Here is a 19097-nt window from a genome sequence, read left to right on the forward strand (position 1 = left end):
ATCAGAACGCCAGCTGCTCCGTGAGCTGCACCGCCGCGTTCTCCAGCCTGAGCAAAAAAGCCTTGCGCGGCTGGCCTCCAGCGTAGCCGGTCAACGAACCGTCGGCGCCGATCACCCGGTGGCAGGGCACGACAATCGATAAGCGGTTATGCCCGTTGGCCAGGCCCACCGCCCGGCTGGCGCCGGGCTTGCCCAGGCTCGCCGCAATGGCGCCGTAGGTGGTGGTCCGACCGTAGGGGATTTTCGCCAGTTCGGCCCAGACCCGACGGGAGAACTCGCTGCCGGGCATGTGCAGGGCAACGCTGAACTCAGTGAGCGCGCCGGCAAAATAGGCGGACAATTGCACTTCGATCTGCTGCAGATGCAGGTTGTGCCCCGGTGCCACGGCATAGCCGAAACGGTTTTGCAGCGCTTCAACTTCCGGGCCCAGAGAGGCCTGATCGAGAAACTCGAGCAATACCAGCCCGCGGCGTTCAGCCATGGCAATCATCGGCCCCAGTGGCGTGGTCAGGCGCGTGAACAGCAGTGGCTCGCTGTTGGCGGCGCGGCCCGGGGTGATGTGAAACGACTTCTGAAAAGCATCGCGGAAACCGCTCAGGGACTCGTAGCCGGAATCGAAAGCAGCGTCGTCAATGGAGTCGCCCTGTTTGATTCCACCCAACGCCATGCCCAGTCGCCGGGCGCGCAACCAGGCGTGGAAGGTCATGCCGAAGTGCAGTTTGAACCAGCGGCGCAGTTTCAACGGTTCGATGCCTTCGGCCAGGAGCTGGGCGTCGGTCCAGCGCTGATCTCTGCCTGCGTCTACCGCCTTGAACAGTGTCTGCACCCAGTCCGGCGCGCTGGCGGCGGTGTCCAGCGGTTTGCAGCGCAGGCAGGCGCGGTAGCCCGCCGCCAGGCACTGTTCGGCGCTGGCAAAGAACTCGACGTTCGCAGGTTTCGGACTGCGGGCGGTGCAGCCGGGGCGGCAGAAAATGCCGGTGGTCTTGACCGCCGTGAAAAACACTCCCTCGTAGGAGGTGTCTCGCTCGAGCATGGCGCGAACCATCTCGGCATGGGGCGGAATCAGCGTTTTATGTAGGTTCATGGGCGCAGCATAGATGGCGTCATGGTTGGTCTCCACCGGAAAATCGACAGCGAATTCTTGCTGATGGCCGATCCGAGCCCTGTCGGATAACGCGATTTTTTGAGCGCTGCCAGCAGGACAAGCGCTGTCCCCGAGCTACGCTGGAGTAATCAGCTTATCCCTCACCTCTATTCTTCGCGGGTGCCAGGAGCAGTCAGGAATCGACATGAGATTGTCAAAATTCATCATCGGGAATCTTGAGCCTATTCTGAAAGAGTGGGAAAGATTTGCCCGGACTATCGATACTTCCAAGCAAGCACTTGATTCGAACGGCTTGAGGAACCATGCCGAGTTCATTCTCAGGGCTATTGCACTGGATATGGACACGCCGCAATCGGCGAGTGAGCAAGCAAAGAAATCCCAAGGCCTCGCGCCGGAGAGTCTTGAGCAGACGGCGGCTCAATTCCATGCCTTGACGCGCCTGGCTGCGGGATTTTCGTTGAACCAGATGGTGTCCGAGTACCGGGCACTCAGGGCAAGCGTGCTCAGTTTGTGGTTGAGCCAACAATTCTCCGGGGAACCCCACCAAATAGCCGACATGATGCGTTTCAACGAAGGGATCGATCAGGCACTTACCGAGTCGATTTCTTCGTTTGAAAGCGCGTTGGACGAAACGCGCAACGTGCTTTTGGGGATCCTCGGTCACGACCTGCGTACCCCGCTGGGTGCCGTGTTGATGGGCGCGGATTTGCTGCAGCGATCCGACCAACTGGATGATCGGGAAAAGCGGATATCCTCACAGATATCGGCCAGCACAAGGCGTGCCAATCAAATCGTGAATGACTTGCTTGATCTGGCCCGGTGTAATTTGGGGGCAGGCATTCCGATCAAAAAAGAACTCATTTCACTCAGCGGTGTGTGCCAGATCACCGTCAACGAAGTTCGAGCCTGCCATCCGGAGGCGACGATAACTTACAAGGACAATGGACCGGTAGAGGGCCTGTTTGACCCATTGCGGATGGGGCAGGCGTTCACCAATTTGCTCAGTAACGCGGTGCAGCACGGAGACCCGCAGCGGGCTATCAGCGTGACCCTGGAGGTGACGGCCAACGACGTTTGTTTCACGGTCCATAACCACGGCAATCCGATACCAGCGGAGGTTATGCCCTTGCTCTTCAGTCCAAACGAACGTTACTCGCAATTTTCCGAAAGCGAGCATGGTCCGGCGGCTGGTTTGGGTCTTGGGTTGTTCATAGCGTCTGAAATTGTCGCCGGCCACGGAGGCAGGATCGAGGTCGAATCGACGCTGGAGCGAGGCACAATCTTTCGGGCGAGGTTGCCCGCATCCGGGCAGCGTCTCAAGGAAGAGTGACGGGCCAGCAAGATTCCAAAGGGTCCCGGTGAGTGCCGTCAAAGGAAGTCGAATCGTTCATGAGTAGAATCAACGCGTCGTGGATCGGCCTGCGTGGCCTGATACTGATATTCGTCCTGCTCGCCGTTCTGGCGACCTTGTGCAACAGCCTGTTCGTCGCTTACGGCGTGCAACGTGATGCGCTGGTGCACTCAGCGCTGGAAGCCAATCGCGCCTATGCGTTCAAGGTGGCTTCAAGCATTGATGGGTTCCTGCGTTCAGTGCATGAGCGTTTAAGCTACAGCAGCCAACTGATTGGCCGCGAGTTTCTCGACCGGCAGCTGGTCAAGGCTGAAGCCATCCGCCTGCAAACTCAGGATTCGGAACTCGATACTGTGCTGGTGGTGGACGCTGGGGGCACTATCCTGCAGTCGTACCCCGAGACCCCTGAGATCGGCACGAAAATCAGCTCCGGGGAGTTGCTCCAGGCATTGGAGCAGCAGCGTCCTATGGTCAGCCACGCTTACATGGCCGGGGGCAAGCTGATCGTCTTTATCTCGCAGCCGATCTTCAGCCCCACGGGACTATACCTTGGCATGATCGGTGGGGCGGTTCAGCTCGAGCAGCGCGGAGTCATGTACAGCCTGATGGGTGAACATCAACTTGGCGGTACCTTCGCTTTGGTAGCCGATGACAATCGCCGTATTTTGTATCACCCGGAACAACAGCGGATCGGCGAATCAATCAATTTCAGTGCCACCGTGGATGCTGCCCTGCGCGGCGAACACGGTCATATGCAGGCCATCAACTTCCAAGGCGTGCCCATGTTGTCCGGGTATGCCCAGGTCTTTGATGCTCACTGGGCCGTCATCGCTCAGCAGCCTCGCGATGAAGCTCTGGCACCGTTGCACAAGCTGATGCGCGATATGCTGGTTAAAATCGTTCCGGCGGGGGCGATCGGACTGCTGTTGATCCTCCTGGGAGCCATGTTCATCACACGCCCACTGCGGCAATTGGCTCGGTCTGCGTTGGACCTGTCAACGCCAGAGTCCAATGCGCAACTCACCCATATCAAGGCGTGGTACGTCGAAGCCGCGGCCATACGCCAGGCACTGCTCATCAGTGTGCAACTGCTCCAGCAAAAGATCGTTACCTTGAATCAGGCAGCCGACAGCGACGCACTCACAGGTCTGGCCAACCGTCGCGCGATGGATGCGGCCCTGAAAGCACTCGATGAGGCCGGCACACCCTATGCCGCATTGGCGCTCGACATCGATCGCTTCAAGCGGGTCAACGACACCTTCGGCCACGATATCGGTGACGTGGCGCTCAGGCACATTGCGCAGATCATCGCGGGATGTTCCCGCACCGGTGATCTGGCCTGCCGTGCGGGCGGTGAAGAGTTTTGCCTGCTGCTGCCGGACACGTCTCTGGAAAGCGCCCGGGATATCGCCGAGCGCATACGGTCGCTCATCGCCGACACGCCGATCGAACCAGTCGGCAAACTGACTATCTCGATCGGCGTGGCCTGCCAGGGACTGGATACGCCGGATGCCGCGAGCATTCTCAAACGGGCGGATGAGCGCCTGTACCTTGCCAAGCAACGGGGACGTAATCGTGTAGTGGCGCAAGATTAAAAGGGCCATCGGCGTTGTTATGGGACACACAACATCGACGGTGTATCGGCGCCGCGGTCCGGTATGGAAACCGCGGCGCCCGATCAATCAGGTGGCGGGGAGCAGGCCTTTCTGTTTGGCGACATGGGTCGCCAGTGCGTCCATCAAGTCCGGGGACAGGCAGTCATAGGGTTCCAGGCCGATCGAGCGCAAGCGGTCGCGGATGGCCTTCATGTGCGCTGGCGGTGTGCCGGTTTCGATGATGGAGGACACGAACGCGGCGAATCCCGGCGCTGACCATCCACTCTGTGGCGACAGTTCGGTGTGGACGAAGTCCAGGCCATAAAACGCATGGTCCCTGTTCTCGATGCGTCCAAAGAGATGAGCGTGACACTGCTTGCAGGCGTGGCGCTGGATGGTGGCGGATTCGTCGACAATCGCCAGTTTTTCGCCGTGGGCGATGACGCTGACCTTGTCTCGCGGCACCACGGCGACGACGGAAAATAGGGCGTTTTGCGGTTTCCAGCATTTGCTGCAGCCGCACGCATGGTTATGCAGGGTTTGTGCGTCGATCCTGACCTCGACCTTGTCGGTCGCACACAGGCATTGCAGGGTGCCACCGGTGAAATTCGCTGCGGCGGGTTGGATACCATTGTCCAGGGCAGGGTGAAGTTGCAAGGTGCTCATGCTGGCGTCTCCGTTTCAGGGTGACAGAGAAAAGTGCCTGGGGCGGTGCCCCAGACCGTCGTTCATCAATTCGCAAAGGACACAGTGCGTAGACGAATGGCCTCCTTCGGTGCGACCGGTCGGTTATCCAGATCAAGAATAGTCTGCGATGACCCCTTGAGCGCGGCCTGGGCCAGCGCGCAGGGGGTAGATGTTCTGCAGCGTCAGAAGTCGAAGAACACGGTTTCCGCTTCGCCTTGCAGGTGAATATCGAAGCGGTAGGCCAGCTTTCCATCGACCGTGCAGCGCCTGGCTATCAGGGATTCACGCCGATGTGGCTGCTCGATCAAATTCAATACGGGGTCCACTGCATTCGCCTCGGGTTCGTCGTCGAAGTACAGCCGCGTCTGCAAGTGGATGTTGATGCCCCGGGCGAACAGCGACACATTGATATGCGCTGCCATGGGCACGCCCGAGGCATTTTTCACCAGGCCTGGCTTGACGGTTTCGACCGTCCATTCACCGACATCGGTAGTGGCGGTACGGCCAAAGCAGTTAAAGGGTTTTTCCAGATCGAAACCGTGGTCGTAGTGGCCTTCGTGGTTGGCCTGCCAGAGCTCCAGAAACGCGTCGCGAATCAAGTGACCGTTACCGTCGTAAACGTGGCCCATCAATAGAATGTGCTCACCGGGCGCGCCAGGTTTTGCCATGACGTTCCAGATTTCCTGCTCGCGCGGCGGGTTGCCGGCCGCCTCCAGTGCCAGTCCGATATGGACATAGGGGCCGGCTGTTTGCGAAGGGGTTTCAGGCAGAAGTTGAACGGGCATATGCAGGCCTCCTCAGCGGTTTTCGAAGTGGGTCTTGCGCTGGCCGCGCAGGACGATATCAAAGCGATAAGCCAGGCAATCCATAGGATTGGCCATGCTCATGTCGAGCCTGGCGATCAGACTCTGCACCGCCTCCGGGTTGGCGATCGACTTGACGATCGGGCACATGGGGATGAGCGGATCACCTTCGAAATACAGCTGGGTAATCAGGCGCGTGGCAATCGACGGGCCACTGACGGAGACATGGATATGGGCCGGCCGCCAGTCGTTGGGGCCGTTGCGCCATGGGTAGGGGCCAGGCTTGACCGTGCGGAAGCTGTAGTTGCCATCGCGGTCGGTCAATGCACGGCCGACGCCGCCGAAATTCGGATCGAGGGGCGCCAGGTAACTGTCTTTTTTATGCCGGTAACGGCCACCGGCATTGGCTTGCCACATTTCCACCAGGGTATGGGGAATCGGCTTGCCGTATTGATCGCAGACCCGACCGGCGACGATGATGCGTTCGCCGATGGGCAGGCCGCCGTGATTGAAGTTCAGCAGCAGGTCGTTATCGTGCCGGCCCAACTTCAGATGAGAAAAGTCCGGGCCGCTGGTTTCCGAGACAGACTGGGGAATGCTCACCAGTGCCTGGCGTGGGGAACGCAGGATCGACGTCTTGTAGTCAGGTGTCAGGGCTTTGGGATGCCAGTTACGGTCACGAATGGCGAAGCGGCTTTCATGCGCATCAGACATGTCGTTTTTCCTGTTGTCATGGTTGGACGGAGGCCGGCACTGCGTTGGCAGTGGCGCGTAACCCAGTGTCCTCTTGTGCGATCCAAGCCAAAATTGAAAAAACCGACTTGTTACATGTCCAAATGGTTATGGATATTTCCCTTCGCGATACTCTTGCCCGACCTCGCGCAAGGCCTCCACGCACCACTGGGCCGCAGGTGTCACCGGCAACACCGGATTTGTGCAGAGCCCCACGGAACCACCGGCTTCACGCATTCCCAGTTCCACCAACTCACCTAGCTTCAAGTCTTGTCTGACCGCGTCAAAAGGCGCGACCCAGATGGCCTGGCTGCGTTGTATGTAGCGCCGGCTCAGGGCTACCGACAGGGTTTCCAGGCGTTGGCGCGAAGGTGTGATGCCGTGCTGCACGAACAGGCTGTCGGCGAATTTGCGGATCGTCGTCCCCGCCAGCGGCAGTACCACGGGATAGTCTTCGAGGTTTTCATGCCCCAGTGGATCGGCCAGCAGCGGATGGCCGTTACGTACCACCAGGGTCATGGACTCGCTGTAAAGGTGCTCGAACGCCAGCCCGTGAATCGATGGGCTATCGGTCATTCTGCCCACGACCAGGTCCAGCTCGCCGACCCGCAGTTGCGACAGCAGGTAGGCGCTTGGCCCGGTCACGACACTGACCGCCAGGGCGGGATGGCGCTCGTGCAGACGGCAGACGACTTCTGGCACCAACAGGCTTTCGACGGTGGATAGCACGCCGAGTCGCACGGCAATCGGCTCATGTACGCCGGAACGCAAGCTGCTGACGCCTTCACGCAGCGATTGCACGCTCGGCCCCGCATAGCGCAAAAAGGCCACCCCGGCCTCGGTCAGCGTCGAGCCCTTTTTGCTTCGCTCAAACAGCCTGGCGTCCAGCAGGGATTCCAGCTCCTTGAGGGTTTTCGACAGTGCCGGCTGGCTGATTGCCAGCTTGTCGCAGGCCCGTGCCAGGCTGCCCTGGCGTGCTACTTCGAGAAAACACACCAGATGACGGAATTTGATTCGGGTATCGATGTTCAATCGGCTGCTCCGCCTTCGGGGTGTGGCGATTTGAGTATGAGCGCTATTGGCCGCCGGCTCGTGTCTTCACTGCAACGGCATCGGCCACCGCGGCGAACAATAACAAAGATCAATGTGCAAACGCAGTGACGCCCGCTTTGAAATTTCCTGCCGAAATCGCGCTCATCCATGACGGATTGTGCGAAATTTCGAGCGGTTACCCAGGGTTTTTGCACGAATATTCACCGCGGCCGCTCGTATCATTTCACTCGGTAAAAACGGCGAGCATTTGCGATGACAAAAAATTCAACCTTGTGGGACATCAGCCCGTTCCTGAGTACCGAAACACCGACCTGGCCAGGCGATACACCTTTCCAGGAAGAGCGCGTCTGGACCTACGGCCCCGAGTGTCCGGTGAATGTCGGACGCATTACCCTGTCGCCGCATACCGGCGCCCACGTCGACGCACCGCTGCATTACAGCGCTGACGGCGCGCCGATTGGCGAAGTGGCGCTGGACGTCTATATCGGGCCTTGCCGGGTTTTGCACTGCCTGGACAGCGGTGAGTTGGTGCATCCCGAACAACTGCAAGGGCGTCTGCACGATGTGCCCGAGCGAGTACTGCTGCGAACCTATCGCCAGGCACCGCTGACCGCTTGGGATTCGGGGTTCACGGCCGTTGCCGGGGAAACCATCGACTTGCTGGCGAGCCTGGGTGTGCGCTTGATTGGCATCGATACGCCGTCACTGGACCCGCAGCAATCCAAGACCATGGACTCACACCGTGCCGTGGCCCGCCATCACATGGCGATCCTTGAAGGCATCGTGCTGGACGATGTCCCGGAAGGTGACTATGAGTTGATTGCCTTGCCGCTGCGGTTTGCGCATCTGGACGCCAGTCCGGTCAGGGCGATTCTGCGACCGTTGAGCAGGTCGCAACGCGGCTGAAGTGGACGCCGGAAGCGGGCGCCCGGTTCCGGCGCCCGGTTCCGGCACCCGGTTCCGGTGCCCACTTCCGGTGAGGGGTGTCAGGTATTGCTCTCGGTGAATTTTTCGTAGTACAGGTGCACGCTGTCCGGAGCCTGGGCCTGCAGCCAGGTTTTGATCGACTCGACCATCGGCGGTGGCCCGCAGACGTACATATCGACCTCGCCATCGCGCAGTTCAGCGGCGTCGAAGTGCTCGGCAATGTAGCCGCGCTTGCCAGTCCAGTGTGGCGATGGATCGCTGACCACCTCGGTGTAGCGAAACCCCGGGATGCGTTGCCCATAGGCCTGGATGCGCGCCTGTTCGCAGAGGTCGGCCGCATCGCGCACACCATAGTACAAGTGCACGGGTTGCTCGCAGCCGCGCTCCGCCAGTTCGTCGAGCATGCCCAGCAATGCGGAAAGCCCGGTCCCACCGGCCACCAGGATCAGCGGCCTGGTGACGTGTCGCAGGTAGAAAGCCCCCAGTGGTGCCTCCAGGGCGATTTGATCCCCCACCTGGCAGCGCTCTCGGATGTAGTTGCTCATTACTCCGTCGGGCAACAGGCGAATCAGGAACTGCAACTGATTGCTGACGCTCGGCCGATTGGCGAACGAGTAAGAGCGTTTGTTCCCGGTTCCAGGAATCAGCAGTCGGGCGTATTGCCCAGGCAGGAAGTCCAGTGTTGGCCCGGCCTGACCCAGATCCAGGTGCAGGATCGCGGTGCTGTCCGACACCTGTTTGACGGCGCTGACCGTGGCCGTGAGTTGATCAGGGCCGGCGGCATTGCACAGGCTGGAGGCGAAGTCGAAATAGAACGCCGCGTCGGATTTGACCCGTGTCTGGCAGGTGAGCATTTTGCGTTGTTGCAGGTCCTGGCTGGAGAGGGCTTCCTCATCCACGTAGTCCTGGCTGTAATCGCCTGACTCGCAGCGTCCCTGGCAGGTTCCGCAGACGCCTTCTCGGCAATCCAGGGGAATGTTGATGCCATTGCGCAGGGCGGCGTCGAGGAGGATTTCGTTGGGTTGTACGGGAAAGAACAGCGTTTTGCCGTCGGCAAAGCTGAACGCGACCTTATGGTTCATGCCCCGGTCTCCTTGGATTCAGAGGTGGTAGAAATCGAGTACCGAGTTGATGGTGTCGTTGAGCAGCAGCACATGCTTGCGGGTGATCAACCAGCTATCGGCGTGGGGCTTGAGGTGATAGGTCGCACGGCCATAGAACTGCTCGGATGTCGCCAGACGGTAGTACAACGTCTGCCAGTTCAGGCGCACCTCCAGTTCCCCGTCTGCAAGCGTGTCGATGCGCACGTTGTCGATCTGATGCAGGGTGCGCGGCATCGGCGTCGAGGAGGCGGACTTGCCGGTGCGCAGGCGAAACACGCGGTCTTCCAGGCCAGAACGATTGGGGTAATAGATCAGTGACATTTCACGCTTGGGGTCGCGGGTGTAGACGTGTTCGGAGTCCCATTGCGGCAAATGGAACTCGCTGTGCTCGGCGAACAGCTGGAGGTAGGCGTCCCAATCCTGGGCATCGCACAGTTCGGATTTGCGATAGAAGAACTGTTCGATCTGGTACTGCAATTGCGCATTCATCATTGCACCTCACGGAGTTTCAGGGATTTTGCGTCCAGGCCATCGAGCAGGAATTGCTGCCAGTTGCGGTGCTGGTTGACGTAAAGCCCTTCGTGGGTGAATTCGGTGCCGGTCATGGCCGGGGCGATGCCGATGGCTTCACTGTTGGGCGTGGCGCCAGTGGCCCAGCGGTGACTGCCGCGGGAAATATCGCTCCAGCGTTCCAACCGTGCCTGGAAACCGCGCTGGGCTTCACGGAACTCCACCAGGTCATCCGGAGTGCCCAGGCCCGAGACGTTGAAGAAGTCCTCGAACTGGCGAATACGGTTTTCGCGGTCGGCATCGGACTCTCCCTTGACGCCGATGCATTGGCTGACGATTTCCGTCTTGTTCCACGCCACCGGGCGGATGATGCGCAACTGCGAGCTGATCTGATCGAGGAAAAACAGGCTCGGATAGATGTTCAGGTTGCGCAGGCGATGCATCATCCACTCGGCCTTTTGCTGGCCGTGTTCTTCGATCAGGCGCGGCATGATCGTCGCGTAGCCCGAGCGAACCGAAGGGTTGGGCATGTCGCTGAACAGCACGCTGTGGCCATTGTCGAACGCGAACCAGCCGTCATCGGTATTGGCATCGCCGGCGCCGAGCTTGCTGTAGTCGAGGGTGTCGCTGGCGGCGGTGCCGTTCTGGCTGTTGACCTGCTGGCGATGTTGCACCGTGGCCACGTAGTTATAGTGCACCGTGCTGACGTGATAACCATCGAGACCGTTTTCGTTTTGCAGCTTCCAGTTGCCGTCGTAGGTGTAGGCCGACTTGCCGGGCAGAACCTCCAGCTCACCGGTCGGCGACTGGGCGACCATCATGTCGAAGAACACCCTGGCATCGCCGAGGAAGTCTTCCAGGCTGTTGTCGGCGGTGACGTCGAGGCTGATGAACACGAAACCCTTGTAGCTTTGGATGCGTGCCTTTTTCAGGCCGCGCGTGGCTTTGTCGAAGCCTTCCGGGTACTCGCCGGGAGCCTTGACCTTGACCAGGCGGCCGTCGCTTTTGTAGCACCAGGCATGGAAGGGGCAGGTGAAGGTCGACTGATTGCCCTTGCCGACGCGGGTCAGCGTCGTGCCTCGATGCTGGCAGGCATTGATCAGTGCGTTGAGCTGGCCGTCACCGTCGCGGGTGATGATCATCGGTTGGCGGCCGGCGCGCAGGGTCACGAAGTCGTGGTTGTTGGCCAGCTCGCTTTCGTGGCAGGCGTAGATCCAGTTCTTCTCGAAGATCAGTTCCATCTCCAGGTCGAACAACTGCGGCTCGGTGAAAATATCCCGGGCGATGCGGAATACGCCCTCTGCCGGGCGGAAATCCAGGCAGCTTTGGATAAACGCTTTCCACTGCTCGACGTTTTTTTCGCCACTCATGGTGTGCACCTTTTTTATTGGGCTAATCGGTGTGCTCATTAGAGAAGCGAGGCGGGTGGCGGTCTATCCGATAAGTTGGCGAAGGCAGTCCGTAAAATTGTGTGGCGGGTAACAGTCTGTTGGGCAGCGATGACACACATTGCGCACCAGGTGATGAACGGCTGCATCTGATTGCGCCAATCGGATACTGTTTTGCAATGCGTCGAGTGCGCATCGAGTGTTTTTTCGGCGGCCCCGACCATGCCTTATCCGCATAGTTGTCGATCACTATCCGTTAAGTGGGCGCCGGCTTTTCATGGCGTGGAAGTTGCTCATTTACCGCCTGTTACGCGCCGTCAGAGCGCGCTGAAAATATTGCCTGTGAGTGCACCCTGATGAGTAGCAAAGTTGATCCGCAGTTTCGCGACATTCGCGTCGACAGCGATGACCTCGAGGCCGCCAGAAGCTGGATGTCCGGTATCTGCGGACCCCATCGACTGGTGAGCGCGACCCCCGAGCGGATCCGCTTTCATCACAGCGCCAACATGCTCAAATCGATGGCCACTACCCTGGGTACTATCGAATACGGGACCGATGTCACCATCGATATCGAAGACGCCGAGCACTTCAGCAGTTACAGCCTGAGTTTGCCGCTGGTGGGCCAGCAGGAGCTGAGCAAGGATGGCAGCGTGATCCGCTCCGACCGCGATCAAGGGGTCATCGTTTCGCCCAATGAAAACCAGCTGCTGGCGATTTCCGGTGACTGTCGCAAGGTTCAGGTGGTGATTACCCGCAACGCGATGAGCGAAGCCCTGGAGGGGATGTTGCAACGGCCCCTGGATGTGCCGCTGCGCTTCGAGCCGGTGATGGATGCGATCGAGGGCGCATCGGCGTCCTGGTGGCGCATGGCGCGTTATTTCATCGACGAGCTGGAGCGCAGCAGCGAACTCTTCGAACAGGTGGTCTTCACCCGAGACATCGAAAGCTCACTGATCAAAGGCTTGATCCTCGCCCAGCCCAACAACTATTCGCAGGAACTGCGGGACGCGCTGGGCGTGAAGTTGCCGCACTACCTGATCAGGGCTCGACAGTACATCCACGACAACGCCCGCGAAGCGCTGCACCTGGAGGACATCGAGGCCGCCGCCGGCGTTTCGCGCTTCAAGCTGTTCGATGCGTTCAAGAAGTACTTCGGCATGTCGCCGATGGTCTACCTGAAAAAATACCGCTTGAACGCCGTGCGCCAGGAGATTCTCGAGCACGGATCGGCCCGCAATATTTCCGGTATAGCCATGGGCTGGGGGTTCATGCACCTGGGGCGTTTTTCCAGCGAGTACCGCAAGCTGTTCGACGAAACGCCGAGCATGACATTGCAGCGCCATGAGGCGCGGCGTTTGCATGGAACGCTGTTCACTTGATGTGTCGTGGCGGTAGTGGTGAAGCGCTCGGGTGTACGCCGAGCTGCCTTTGCCCTGCACCTCTGTAGGAGCGAGCATGCTCCGGGCGGCGTTCCGACGATGGATTCAAGAACACCGTAGGGTGTCAGGCAGCACGCGTTATCGTTGACGTCCATCGCGAGCATGCTCGCTCCTACAGGTGGAAGCAGTCAGCCATCAGGGCCGCTGTAGGAGCGAGCACGCTCGCGATGAACGAAAAAACACCGCGGGGCATCAGACTTCCCGCGTTATCGTTGACGTCCATCGTCGGAACGCCGCCCGGAGTATGCTCGCTCCTACAGGGTTCGTCCCCGGCCTTACTTGCGCACCACCAGATCCAGCAACTCCTCGCGCTCCTTGATCTTTTGCAGGACGATTTCCGAACGTATATCGGTGACGCCGGCGGTGCGGTTGAGGTGGTTGACGATGAAATCCGAGAAGTGCTTGAGGTTGCGGGCCTGGACCCGCAGCACATAGTTGCTCGCCCCGGTGATGACATACGCGGTGACCACTTCCGGCCACTGCTGAACCTTCTTGATGAAGGTCTCGTGCCAGTCCTCGACGTCCTGTCGCAGCGACACATGAACGATGGCTTCCAGTTCAATGCCCAGCCGCTCGGCGTTCAGCACCGCGCGATAGCCGGTGATGATTCCTTCGCTTTCCAGCAGGCGCAACCGGCGCAGGCAGGCCGAGGGTGACAAGGCGACTTTCTCCGCCAGTTCCTGATTGCTGATACGGCCATCCTGTTGCAATTGATGCAGGATGCGCAGGTCTGTCGAGTCAAGGTTCATGGTTTGAATTAATCCGCGTTTTTTTGGCTTTGATTCGAATAATCTGCGAGATAACTACTACAACGATGCTCGCTTTGCACGAAAATTCTCTGAAGATTCGTTCATTATCTCTCCATCGAAAGGCGGGCGAGTTGCCCGGATTGAGGGCGCCCTCGGGGCAGGTTAGTGCAGCTTGCCCCGAAAGCGCCGCATAACAAAAAACAGGACACCCAATGACCACAAGAAACGATTGCCTGGCGCTTGATGCCCAGGACGCGTTGGCGCCCCTGCGCCAGCAATTTGCGCTCCCCGAAGGGATTATCTATCTCGATGGCAACTCCCTGGGCGCGCGCCCGGTCGCCGCGTTGGCGCGTGCTCAAGCGGTGGTCGCTGAAGAGTGGGGCAATGGCTTGATCCGCAGCTGGAACGGTGCAGGCTGGCGTGAGCTGTCCGAGCGCCTGGGCAACCGTCTGGCGGGTTTGATCGGGGCAGGGGACGGTGAAGTCGTGGTGACCGATACCACGTCGATCAACCTGTTCAAAGTGCTCAGCGCTGCCTTGCGCGTACAGGCCAGCCGATCGCCGCAGCGGCGGGTGATAGTCAGCGAGTCGAGCAATTTCCCCACCGACCTGTATATCGCCGAGGGCCTCGCGCAAATGCTCCAACAGGGGTACACCCTGCGCCTGGTCGACAGCCCTGAACAGTTGCCGCAAGCCATTGACCAGGACACGGCGGTGGTCATGCTCACCCACGTCAATTACAAGACTGGGTACATGCACGACATGCAGGCCCTGACCGCGCTGACCCACGAATGTGGCGCGCTGGCGATTTGGGACCTGGCCCATTCCGCAGGCGCGGTACCGGTCGATCTGCATCAGGCGGGTGCCGATTACGCCATTGGATGCACCTACAAATACCTCAACGGCGGGCCGGGTTCGCAGGCCTTTGTCTGGGTGTCGCCGCAGTTGTGCGATCTGGTACCGCAGCCCTTGTCCGGCTGGTTCGGCCATTCGCGGCAGTTCGCCATGGAGTCGCATTACGCGCCGAGCAGCGGTATCGCGCGCTATCTGTGCGGCACCCAGCCGATTACCTCTCTGGCGATGGTCGAGTGCGGCCTGGACGTGTTCGCCCAGACCGACATGGCCAGCTTGCGTCGCAAATCCCTGGCCCTGACTGACCTGTTCATCGAATTGGTCGAGCAGCGTTGCGCGGCTCACGAACTGAAGTTGGTCACTCCGCGTGAGCACGCCAGGCGAGGCAGTCACGTCAGCTTCGAACACCCCGATGGTTATGCGGTGATCCAGGCCCTGATCGACCGTGGCGTGATCGGTGACTACCGCGAGCCGCGCATCATGCGTTTCGGCTTCACCCCGCTGTACACGACCTTCACCGAAGTCTGGGATGCCGTGCAGATTCTCGGCGAGATCCTCGACCAGAACACCTGGTCGCAAGCCCGATACCAGGTTCGCCACAGCGTGACCTGAACCTTCCGGCGTCCTGGTCCGGCCGCGGGCATTTTCCCGCGGCGGGCTTTCGCTCGCCCAAACACCAGTTCTGCAAACACAATAATAAGGAGCACGCAGAATGAAACTGTCCCTCTGGCCCGCCTTGCCGCTCGCCATTTCAAGTTGTCTTGGTCAAATGGCCTGTGCCGCCACTGATAACGGGTTTGTCGAAGACAGTAGCCTGACCCTGACCAACCGTAACTTTTACTTCTACCGCAATAACCTCAACAATCCGGGCGGCCAGAACTATCGGGACGAGTGGGCCCACGGGATCATGCTCGATTACCGCTCTGGCTACACCCAGGGAACGGTGGGGTTCGGGGTCGACGCCTATGCGCAGTTGGGCATCAAGCTCGACAGTGGCAAGGGCCGCACGGGCACGGGCTTGCTGCCGGTCGATGGCGATGGCCGCCCGGAGGATGAATACTCCGAAGCCGGTGGTGCGGTGAAAGCGCGGGTATCCCAGACCGAGCTCAAGTACGGCAACCTGACCCCGCTCAATCCGGTGTTCGGCACCGGCAATGCGCGACTGTTCACCAGTTCCGCCACCGGCTTTCAGCTGACCAGCAATGAGCTCGAGGCGTTGAAACTGGACATCGGTCATTTCACCGCCGGCAACGACAATAATTCGACCAATGCCGATGGCGCGCTCAAAGCGCTGTACGCCGGCGTGGAAACCCGCAGCGTCGATTACCTCGGCGGCAGCTATGCGCTGAGCGATCAGTTGAGTGTCAGCCTCTATGGTTCGCAATTCACCAATATCTGGCGGCAGTACTACGGCAACGCCAACTACAGTTTTGCGCTGGGCGAAGGCCAGGCGCTGAACCTGGATTTCAATCTCTACCGCACCAACGATACCGGCGACAGTCTGGCCGGCAGGATCGACAACACCACCTGGTCGCTGTCCTCCGCCTACACATTCGGCGCCCATCGCCTGACCCTGGCGTACCAACGGGTCGATGGCGACGAGCCGTTCGATTACCTGGGCTTCGACCAGCAGCCGGGCACCTCGATCTTTCTCGCCAACTCGATTCAGGTCCTCGACTTCAACGCCCCCAACGAGCGCTCATGGCAGCTGCGTTATGACCTGGACATGGCGCCGTTCGGTATCCCCGGCCTGAGCTTCATGTCGCGCTACGTCTCTGGTGACCACATCGATGACAGCCATTACGACGGCGGCCCCAATGGCGCCTATGGACGTTACGGCGATGACGGCAAGCGCTGGGAACGCGACATCGAAGCGCGCTACGTCGTGCAATCGGGCAAGGCCAGGGACCTGTCGTTGCGGATACGCCAGGCCAGTGTGCGTTCCACCGCACAAGTCGCCCGCGCCGACACCACGGATAACAACGAAGTGCGCGTCATCATCGAGTATCCACTGAGTATTTTCTGATCCGTGTCCTGCTGTGCGTGGCTGATCCCCACGGCAAAAAACAACAACGTGCTCTTCAAGAAAGACAACATTCAGAGGACATACAAATGACCGACAACGCCGGTTTCGAAACGATATCCAACCGTGAACAAGGCCTGCGACGTCAGCTGACGTCGGGGCAGATGAGCATGATCGCCATTGGCGGTGCGATTGGCACCGGGCTGTTCATGGGCAGCGCCTATGCCATAGGTTATGCCGGGCCGAGCGTGCTGCTCAGCTATGCCATTGGCGCAATCATCACCTTGCTGCTGATGGGCTGCCTGGCGGAAATGACCGTGGCCCATTCGACCTCGGGTTCGTTCGGTGCCTACGCCGAATTTTATGTCAGCCCGCTGGCCGGATTCCTGGTGCGCTATGCCTATTGGGCGGCGATTGTGCTGGCGGTCGGCACGGAGGTGACGGCGGTGGCGATGTACATGAAGTACTGGTTCGCCAACGTACCGGAGTGGATCTGGATCGTCTCGTTCTCCAGTGTGTTGATCGTGCTCAATGCCATCAGCGTGAAGACCTTCGGCACCTTCGAGTACTGGTTCTCGACCATCAAGATCGGCGCGATTGTCGGCTTCATCATCCTGGCGGTGTACGTGGTGTTCGGTTCCGGCAACCCCGAGTACGGCATGCACAATTACAGCGCCCATGGCGGTTTCTTCCCCAACGGTCTGCAAGGGATGTGGATCGCGGTGATCGTGTCGATCTTCAGCTACCTGAGCGTGGAGATGATCGCGGTGGCTGCCGGTGAGGCGAAAGACCCGGAACAAGCGGTCAAGAAAGCCTTTCGCGGGACCATCGTGCGCCTGGTGGTGTTCTACCTGCTGACCCTGGCGTTGATGCTGGCGATCGTGCCTTGGGTCCAGGCTGGCAAAGCCCAGAGTCCGTTCGTCACGGTCATGCAAGCCATCGGCATTCCCGGCGCCACCGGTGTGATGAATTTCGTGATCCTGATTGCCGCGTTGTCAGCGATGAACAGCCAGTTGTACATCACCACGCGCATGATGTTCAGCCTGTCCCGTGCCGGCTATGCGCCAAAATCCATGGGTGTGTTGAGCAAGACCGGAATCCCGTTGAACGCACTGTTGCTCTCGAGTTCGGGTATCGCCCTGGCGACGTTGCTCAACATCCTGTACCCGGAAAGCTCGTTCACCCTGATGATGGCGATCTCGATGTTCGGCGCGATCTTCACCTGGTTCATGATCTTCCTCACCCACTACTGCTTCCGTCGTTTTCACGAACGTAACGGCAACCGCAAGCTGTCGTTTCGCATGCGTCTGTTTCCCTACAGCACCTTGCTGGGGTTGCTCCTGATGGGGGCGGTGATGATCACGACCTACTTCACTGAAGCCTTCAAGATGACCCTGGTGTTCGGCGTGCCGTTCCTGCTGGTGCTATCGATTGTCTATGGCGTTTTCTTCAGGAAAACCAGGGCCGTTGCGACACTGAGTCCTCTGTAGGAGCGGGTGCCCGCTTGCGGCATGCTCCGGGCGGCGTTCCGACGAAAAACGCCAGGACAACGCGGGCATTCAGACAGCCCGCGTTATCGTTGACGCCCATCGTCGGAACGCCGCCCGGAGCATGCTCGCTCCTACAGACAGCAGCCCGATCCGCGCTGCGTTAAAGCCTGCAAGTAAGTCTTTTGGTCGTAGACGGTGCTGGTTTTCCAGCACCGATTGGCTGATCCAGATTACTGCTCGGTCGAATATCTGTTGACCTGATCGTTGCGTACCAACAGACTTTTCGCTTTTTTGTACTTCCAAAGGTCTGATTGATGCGTAAAACATTCACTGTCGTTGCACTGAGCCTGCTTGTATCGCAGTACTCCCTCGCTGGCGAAACGACCAACACGGCTATCGGTGGCGGTCTCGGCGGCGCCCTTGGGAGCGTGGTCGGCCAGGCTGTGGGAGGCAGCACTGGCGCTGCGATCGGCGCTGGCGTAGGTGGCGCGGCCGGGGGCGCGATGACTGCCAAGAGTGGCAAGAAGACCGAGTCGGCTATTGGCGGTGGTCTCGGTGCAGCGGGTGGCCAGGTCATCGGTAACAGTGTCGGCGGTTCCACCGGTGGACTGATCGGCGCAGGCCTGGGTGGCGCGGCAGGTAGTGCGGTCGGCAACAATATGGCCGATGACGATGACCACCACGACTCCGACTACAAGCACAAACATAAACACAAGCACAAACACCACGACTGATCGCCGGTGCCCCCTGTAGGAGCGAGCACGCTCGCGATGGCGGAGTGTCAGGCGACATCGATGTTGAATATGCCGGCCTCATCGCGAGCATGCCGCAAGCGGGCACCCGCTCCTACAGACAGTTCATTGCCTGCGCAAAGCCGTCTGTCGGCTTTCTCCTGCGCGTATTGACCCTGAGCCAAAAAAGACTAACTTACATTGCGTGGGAAAAAATCCCACGCCAAAAATTCAAGGTCGATTGTAGGTTTGACGGGTTACTCCCATGCCGCTCCCGGATCGCAACGTGAACTGCGTTGGTACTGCTCGCGGTAAATCACCAGGAGAATGCACGATGAACACTTACCTGCTTTTCAAGAGAGGCTTGCTGGCGCTGGCCGTCGGTGGCGTCCTCTCGGCTTCCATCGTTTTGCTGCCAGACTCCATTTCCCATGACTCGAGCGCCTATGCCAAGGATGGTGGTGGTGGTGGTGGTGGATTCAAAAAAAGCCCCGCGACCGAATGAGACGCAGGGCTAAAAAATTGGTTGGTTGCGGCCAACCAAAGGAGCGCTTGAAAAC

General features: G+C 59.6%; 18 protein-coding genes. 9 read left to right on the top strand and 9 right to left on the bottom strand.

The window, feature by feature from the left end; all coding sequences use genetic code 11:
• Position 1: 1 nt before the first annotated feature.
• Positions 2-1084, bottom strand: coding sequence for a bifunctional transcriptional activator/DNA repair enzyme AdaA (locus CAG47_RS18495; RefSeq protein ID WP_085726341.1), 1083 nt, complete (start codon positions 1082-1084; stop codon positions 2-4).
• A gap of 205 nt (positions 1085-1289) precedes the next feature.
• Here CAG47_RS18495 and CAG47_RS18500 point away from each other — a divergent pair, with 205 nt between their 5' ends.
• Positions 1290-2435 carry a sensor histidine kinase KdpD gene (locus CAG47_RS18500; protein WP_085726283.1) on the top strand — a complete coding sequence of 382 codons (1146 nt, stop codon included), beginning with the start codon at positions 1290-1292 and terminating at the stop codon, positions 2433-2435.
• Between the two features lie 59 nt (positions 2436-2494).
• A complete protein-coding gene (locus tag CAG47_RS18505) occupies positions 2495-4051 on the top strand; it encodes a sensor domain-containing diguanylate cyclase (protein ID WP_085726284.1) in 1557 nt (518 codons plus the stop codon).
• A gap of 87 nt (positions 4052-4138) precedes the next feature.
• Here the strand turns inward: CAG47_RS18505 and gfa are convergent, their stop codons facing one another.
• The 4 genes from gfa to pcaQ form a co-directional block, all read right to left on the bottom strand.
• On the bottom strand, positions 4139-4717 hold the full coding sequence (gene gfa, locus CAG47_RS18510; protein WP_085726285.1) for an S-(hydroxymethyl)glutathione synthase: 579 nt from the start codon (positions 4715-4717) through the stop codon (positions 4139-4141).
• Between the two features lie 203 nt (positions 4718-4920).
• The gene (gene pcaG / locus CAG47_RS18515) at positions 4921-5523 is read right to left on the bottom strand and encodes a protocatechuate 3,4-dioxygenase subunit alpha (RefSeq protein WP_085726286.1); all 603 of its coding nucleotides are present in this window, start codon (positions 5521-5523) and stop codon (positions 4921-4923) included.
• Between the two features lie 12 nt (positions 5524-5535).
• A complete protein-coding gene (pcaH, locus tag CAG47_RS18520) occupies positions 5536-6255 on the bottom strand; it encodes a protocatechuate 3,4-dioxygenase subunit beta (RefSeq protein WP_085726287.1) in 720 nt (239 codons plus the stop codon).
• Positions 6256-6381: 126 nt separating this feature from the next.
• Complete coding sequence (gene pcaQ, locus CAG47_RS18525; RefSeq protein WP_085726288.1) at positions 6382-7305, bottom strand: pca operon transcription factor PcaQ; 924 nt, start codon at positions 7303-7305, stop codon at positions 6382-6384.
• Between the two features lie 273 nt (positions 7306-7578).
• On the opposite strand from pcaQ, the gene kynB reads away from it, so the two are divergent.
• On the top strand, positions 7579-8232 hold the full coding sequence (gene kynB / locus CAG47_RS18530) for an arylformamidase (RefSeq protein WP_085726289.1): 654 nt from the start codon (positions 7579-7581) through the stop codon (positions 8230-8232).
• 80 nt (positions 8233-8312) lie between these two features.
• Here the strand turns inward: kynB and antC are convergent, their stop codons facing one another.
• Genes antC through antA form a run of 3 tightly spaced genes read right to left on the bottom strand, consistent with a single transcriptional unit; the run spans position 8313 to position 11236 of the window.
• Positions 8313-9335 (bottom strand): anthranilate 1,2-dioxygenase electron transfer component AntC, encoded by a 1023-nt coding sequence (gene antC, locus CAG47_RS18535; protein ID WP_085726290.1) that lies wholly within the window; start codon positions 9333-9335, stop codon positions 8313-8315.
• Between the two features lie 18 nt (positions 9336-9353).
• Positions 9354-9845 (bottom strand): anthranilate 1,2-dioxygenase small subunit, encoded by a 492-nt coding sequence (gene antB, locus CAG47_RS18540; RefSeq protein WP_085726291.1) that lies wholly within the window; start codon positions 9843-9845, stop codon positions 9354-9356.
• Positions 9845-11236 (bottom strand): anthranilate 1,2-dioxygenase large subunit, encoded by a 1392-nt coding sequence (gene antA, locus CAG47_RS18545; RefSeq protein WP_085726292.1) that lies wholly within the window; start codon positions 11234-11236, stop codon positions 9845-9847. The genes antB and antA overlap by 1 nt, the downstream gene beginning before the upstream one ends.
• A gap of 374 nt (positions 11237-11610) precedes the next feature.
• Here antA and CAG47_RS18550 point away from each other — a divergent pair, with 374 nt between their 5' ends.
• The gene (locus CAG47_RS18550; protein WP_085726293.1) at positions 11611-12633 is read left to right on the top strand and encodes a helix-turn-helix domain-containing protein; all 1023 of its coding nucleotides are present in this window, start codon (positions 11611-11613) and stop codon (positions 12631-12633) included.
• A gap of 335 nt (positions 12634-12968) precedes the next feature.
• Here CAG47_RS18550 and CAG47_RS18555 read toward each other — a convergent pair whose 3' ends face one another.
• Complete coding sequence (locus tag CAG47_RS18555; RefSeq protein ID WP_085726294.1) at positions 12969-13442, bottom strand: Lrp/AsnC family transcriptional regulator; 474 nt, start codon at positions 13440-13442, stop codon at positions 12969-12971.
• A gap of 212 nt (positions 13443-13654) precedes the next feature.
• Here CAG47_RS18555 and kynU point away from each other — a divergent pair, with 212 nt between their 5' ends.
• The 5 genes from kynU (at position 13655) to CAG47_RS28595 (ending at position 19042) form a co-directional block, all read left to right on the top strand.
• Positions 13655-14905, top strand: a complete 1251-nt coding sequence (kynU, locus tag CAG47_RS18560) for a kynureninase (RefSeq protein ID WP_085726295.1) — start codon at positions 13655-13657, stop codon at positions 14903-14905.
• 100 nt (positions 14906-15005) lie between these two features.
• Positions 15006-16319: an OprD family porin gene (locus tag CAG47_RS18565; RefSeq protein ID WP_085726296.1), complete on the top strand. Its 1314-nt coding sequence runs from the start codon at positions 15006-15008 to the stop codon at positions 16317-16319.
• A gap of 86 nt (positions 16320-16405) precedes the next feature.
• Positions 16406-17806, top strand: a complete 1401-nt coding sequence (locus tag CAG47_RS18570) for an amino acid permease (RefSeq protein WP_085726297.1) — start codon at positions 16406-16408, stop codon at positions 17804-17806.
• 314 nt (positions 17807-18120) lie between these two features.
• A complete protein-coding gene (locus CAG47_RS18575) occupies positions 18121-18540 on the top strand; it encodes a glycine zipper domain-containing protein (RefSeq protein WP_085726298.1) in 420 nt (139 codons plus the stop codon).
• Between the two features lie 331 nt (positions 18541-18871).
• Complete coding sequence (locus CAG47_RS28595) at positions 18872-19042, top strand: hypothetical protein (protein WP_158091321.1); 171 nt, start codon at positions 18872-18874, stop codon at positions 19040-19042.
• The last annotated feature ends 55 nt before the right edge of the window (positions 19043-19097 follow it).

The sequence above is a fragment of the Pseudomonas sp. R37(2017) genome (assembly GCF_002113375.1).
Taxonomy (GTDB): Bacteria; Pseudomonadota; Gammaproteobacteria; order Pseudomonadales; family Pseudomonadaceae; genus Aquipseudomonas.

Coding starts and splice junctions, on each gene's coding strand:
- CAG47_RS18495 (WP_085726341.1), bottom strand. CDS start 1,084: ATGAACCTACATAAAACGCTGATTCCGCCCCATGCCGAGATGGTTCGC.
- CAG47_RS18500 (WP_085726283.1), top strand. CDS start 1,290: ATGAGATTGTCAAAATTCATCATCGGGAATCTTGAGCCTATTCTGAAA.
- CAG47_RS18505 (WP_085726284.1), top strand. CDS start 2,495: ATGAGTAGAATCAACGCGTCGTGGATCGGCCTGCGTGGCCTGATACTG.
- gfa (WP_085726285.1), bottom strand. CDS start 4,717: ATGAGCACCTTGCAACTTCACCCTGCCCTGGACAATGGTATCCAACCC.
- pcaG (WP_085726286.1), bottom strand. CDS start 5,523: ATGCCCGTTCAACTTCTGCCTGAAACCCCTTCGCAAACAGCCGGCCCC.
- pcaH (WP_085726287.1), bottom strand. CDS start 6,255: ATGTCTGATGCGCATGAAAGCCGCTTCGCCATTCGTGACCGTAACTGG.
- kynB (WP_085726289.1), top strand. CDS start 7,579: ATGACAAAAAATTCAACCTTGTGGGACATCAGCCCGTTCCTGAGTACC.
- antC (WP_085726290.1), bottom strand. CDS start 9,335: ATGAACCATAAGGTCGCGTTCAGCTTTGCCGACGGCAAAACGCTGTTC.
- antB (WP_085726291.1), bottom strand. CDS start 9,845: ATGAATGCGCAATTGCAGTACCAGATCGAACAGTTCTTCTATCGCAAA.
- antA (WP_085726292.1), bottom strand. CDS start 11,236: ATGAGTGGCGAAAAAAACGTCGAGCAGTGGAAAGCGTTTATCCAAAGC.
- CAG47_RS18550 (WP_085726293.1), top strand. CDS start 11,611: ATGAGTAGCAAAGTTGATCCGCAGTTTCGCGACATTCGCGTCGACAGC.
- CAG47_RS18555 (WP_085726294.1), bottom strand. CDS start 13,442: ATGAACCTTGACTCGACAGACCTGCGCATCCTGCATCAATTGCAACAG.
- kynU (WP_085726295.1), top strand. CDS start 13,655: ATGACCACAAGAAACGATTGCCTGGCGCTTGATGCCCAGGACGCGTTG.
- CAG47_RS18565 (WP_085726296.1), top strand. CDS start 15,006: ATGAAACTGTCCCTCTGGCCCGCCTTGCCGCTCGCCATTTCAAGTTGT.
- CAG47_RS18570 (WP_085726297.1), top strand. CDS start 16,406: ATGACCGACAACGCCGGTTTCGAAACGATATCCAACCGTGAACAAGGC.
- CAG47_RS18575 (WP_085726298.1), top strand. CDS start 18,121: ATGCGTAAAACATTCACTGTCGTTGCACTGAGCCTGCTTGTATCGCAG.
- CAG47_RS28595 (WP_158091321.1), top strand. CDS start 18,872: ATGAACACTTACCTGCTTTTCAAGAGAGGCTTGCTGGCGCTGGCCGTC.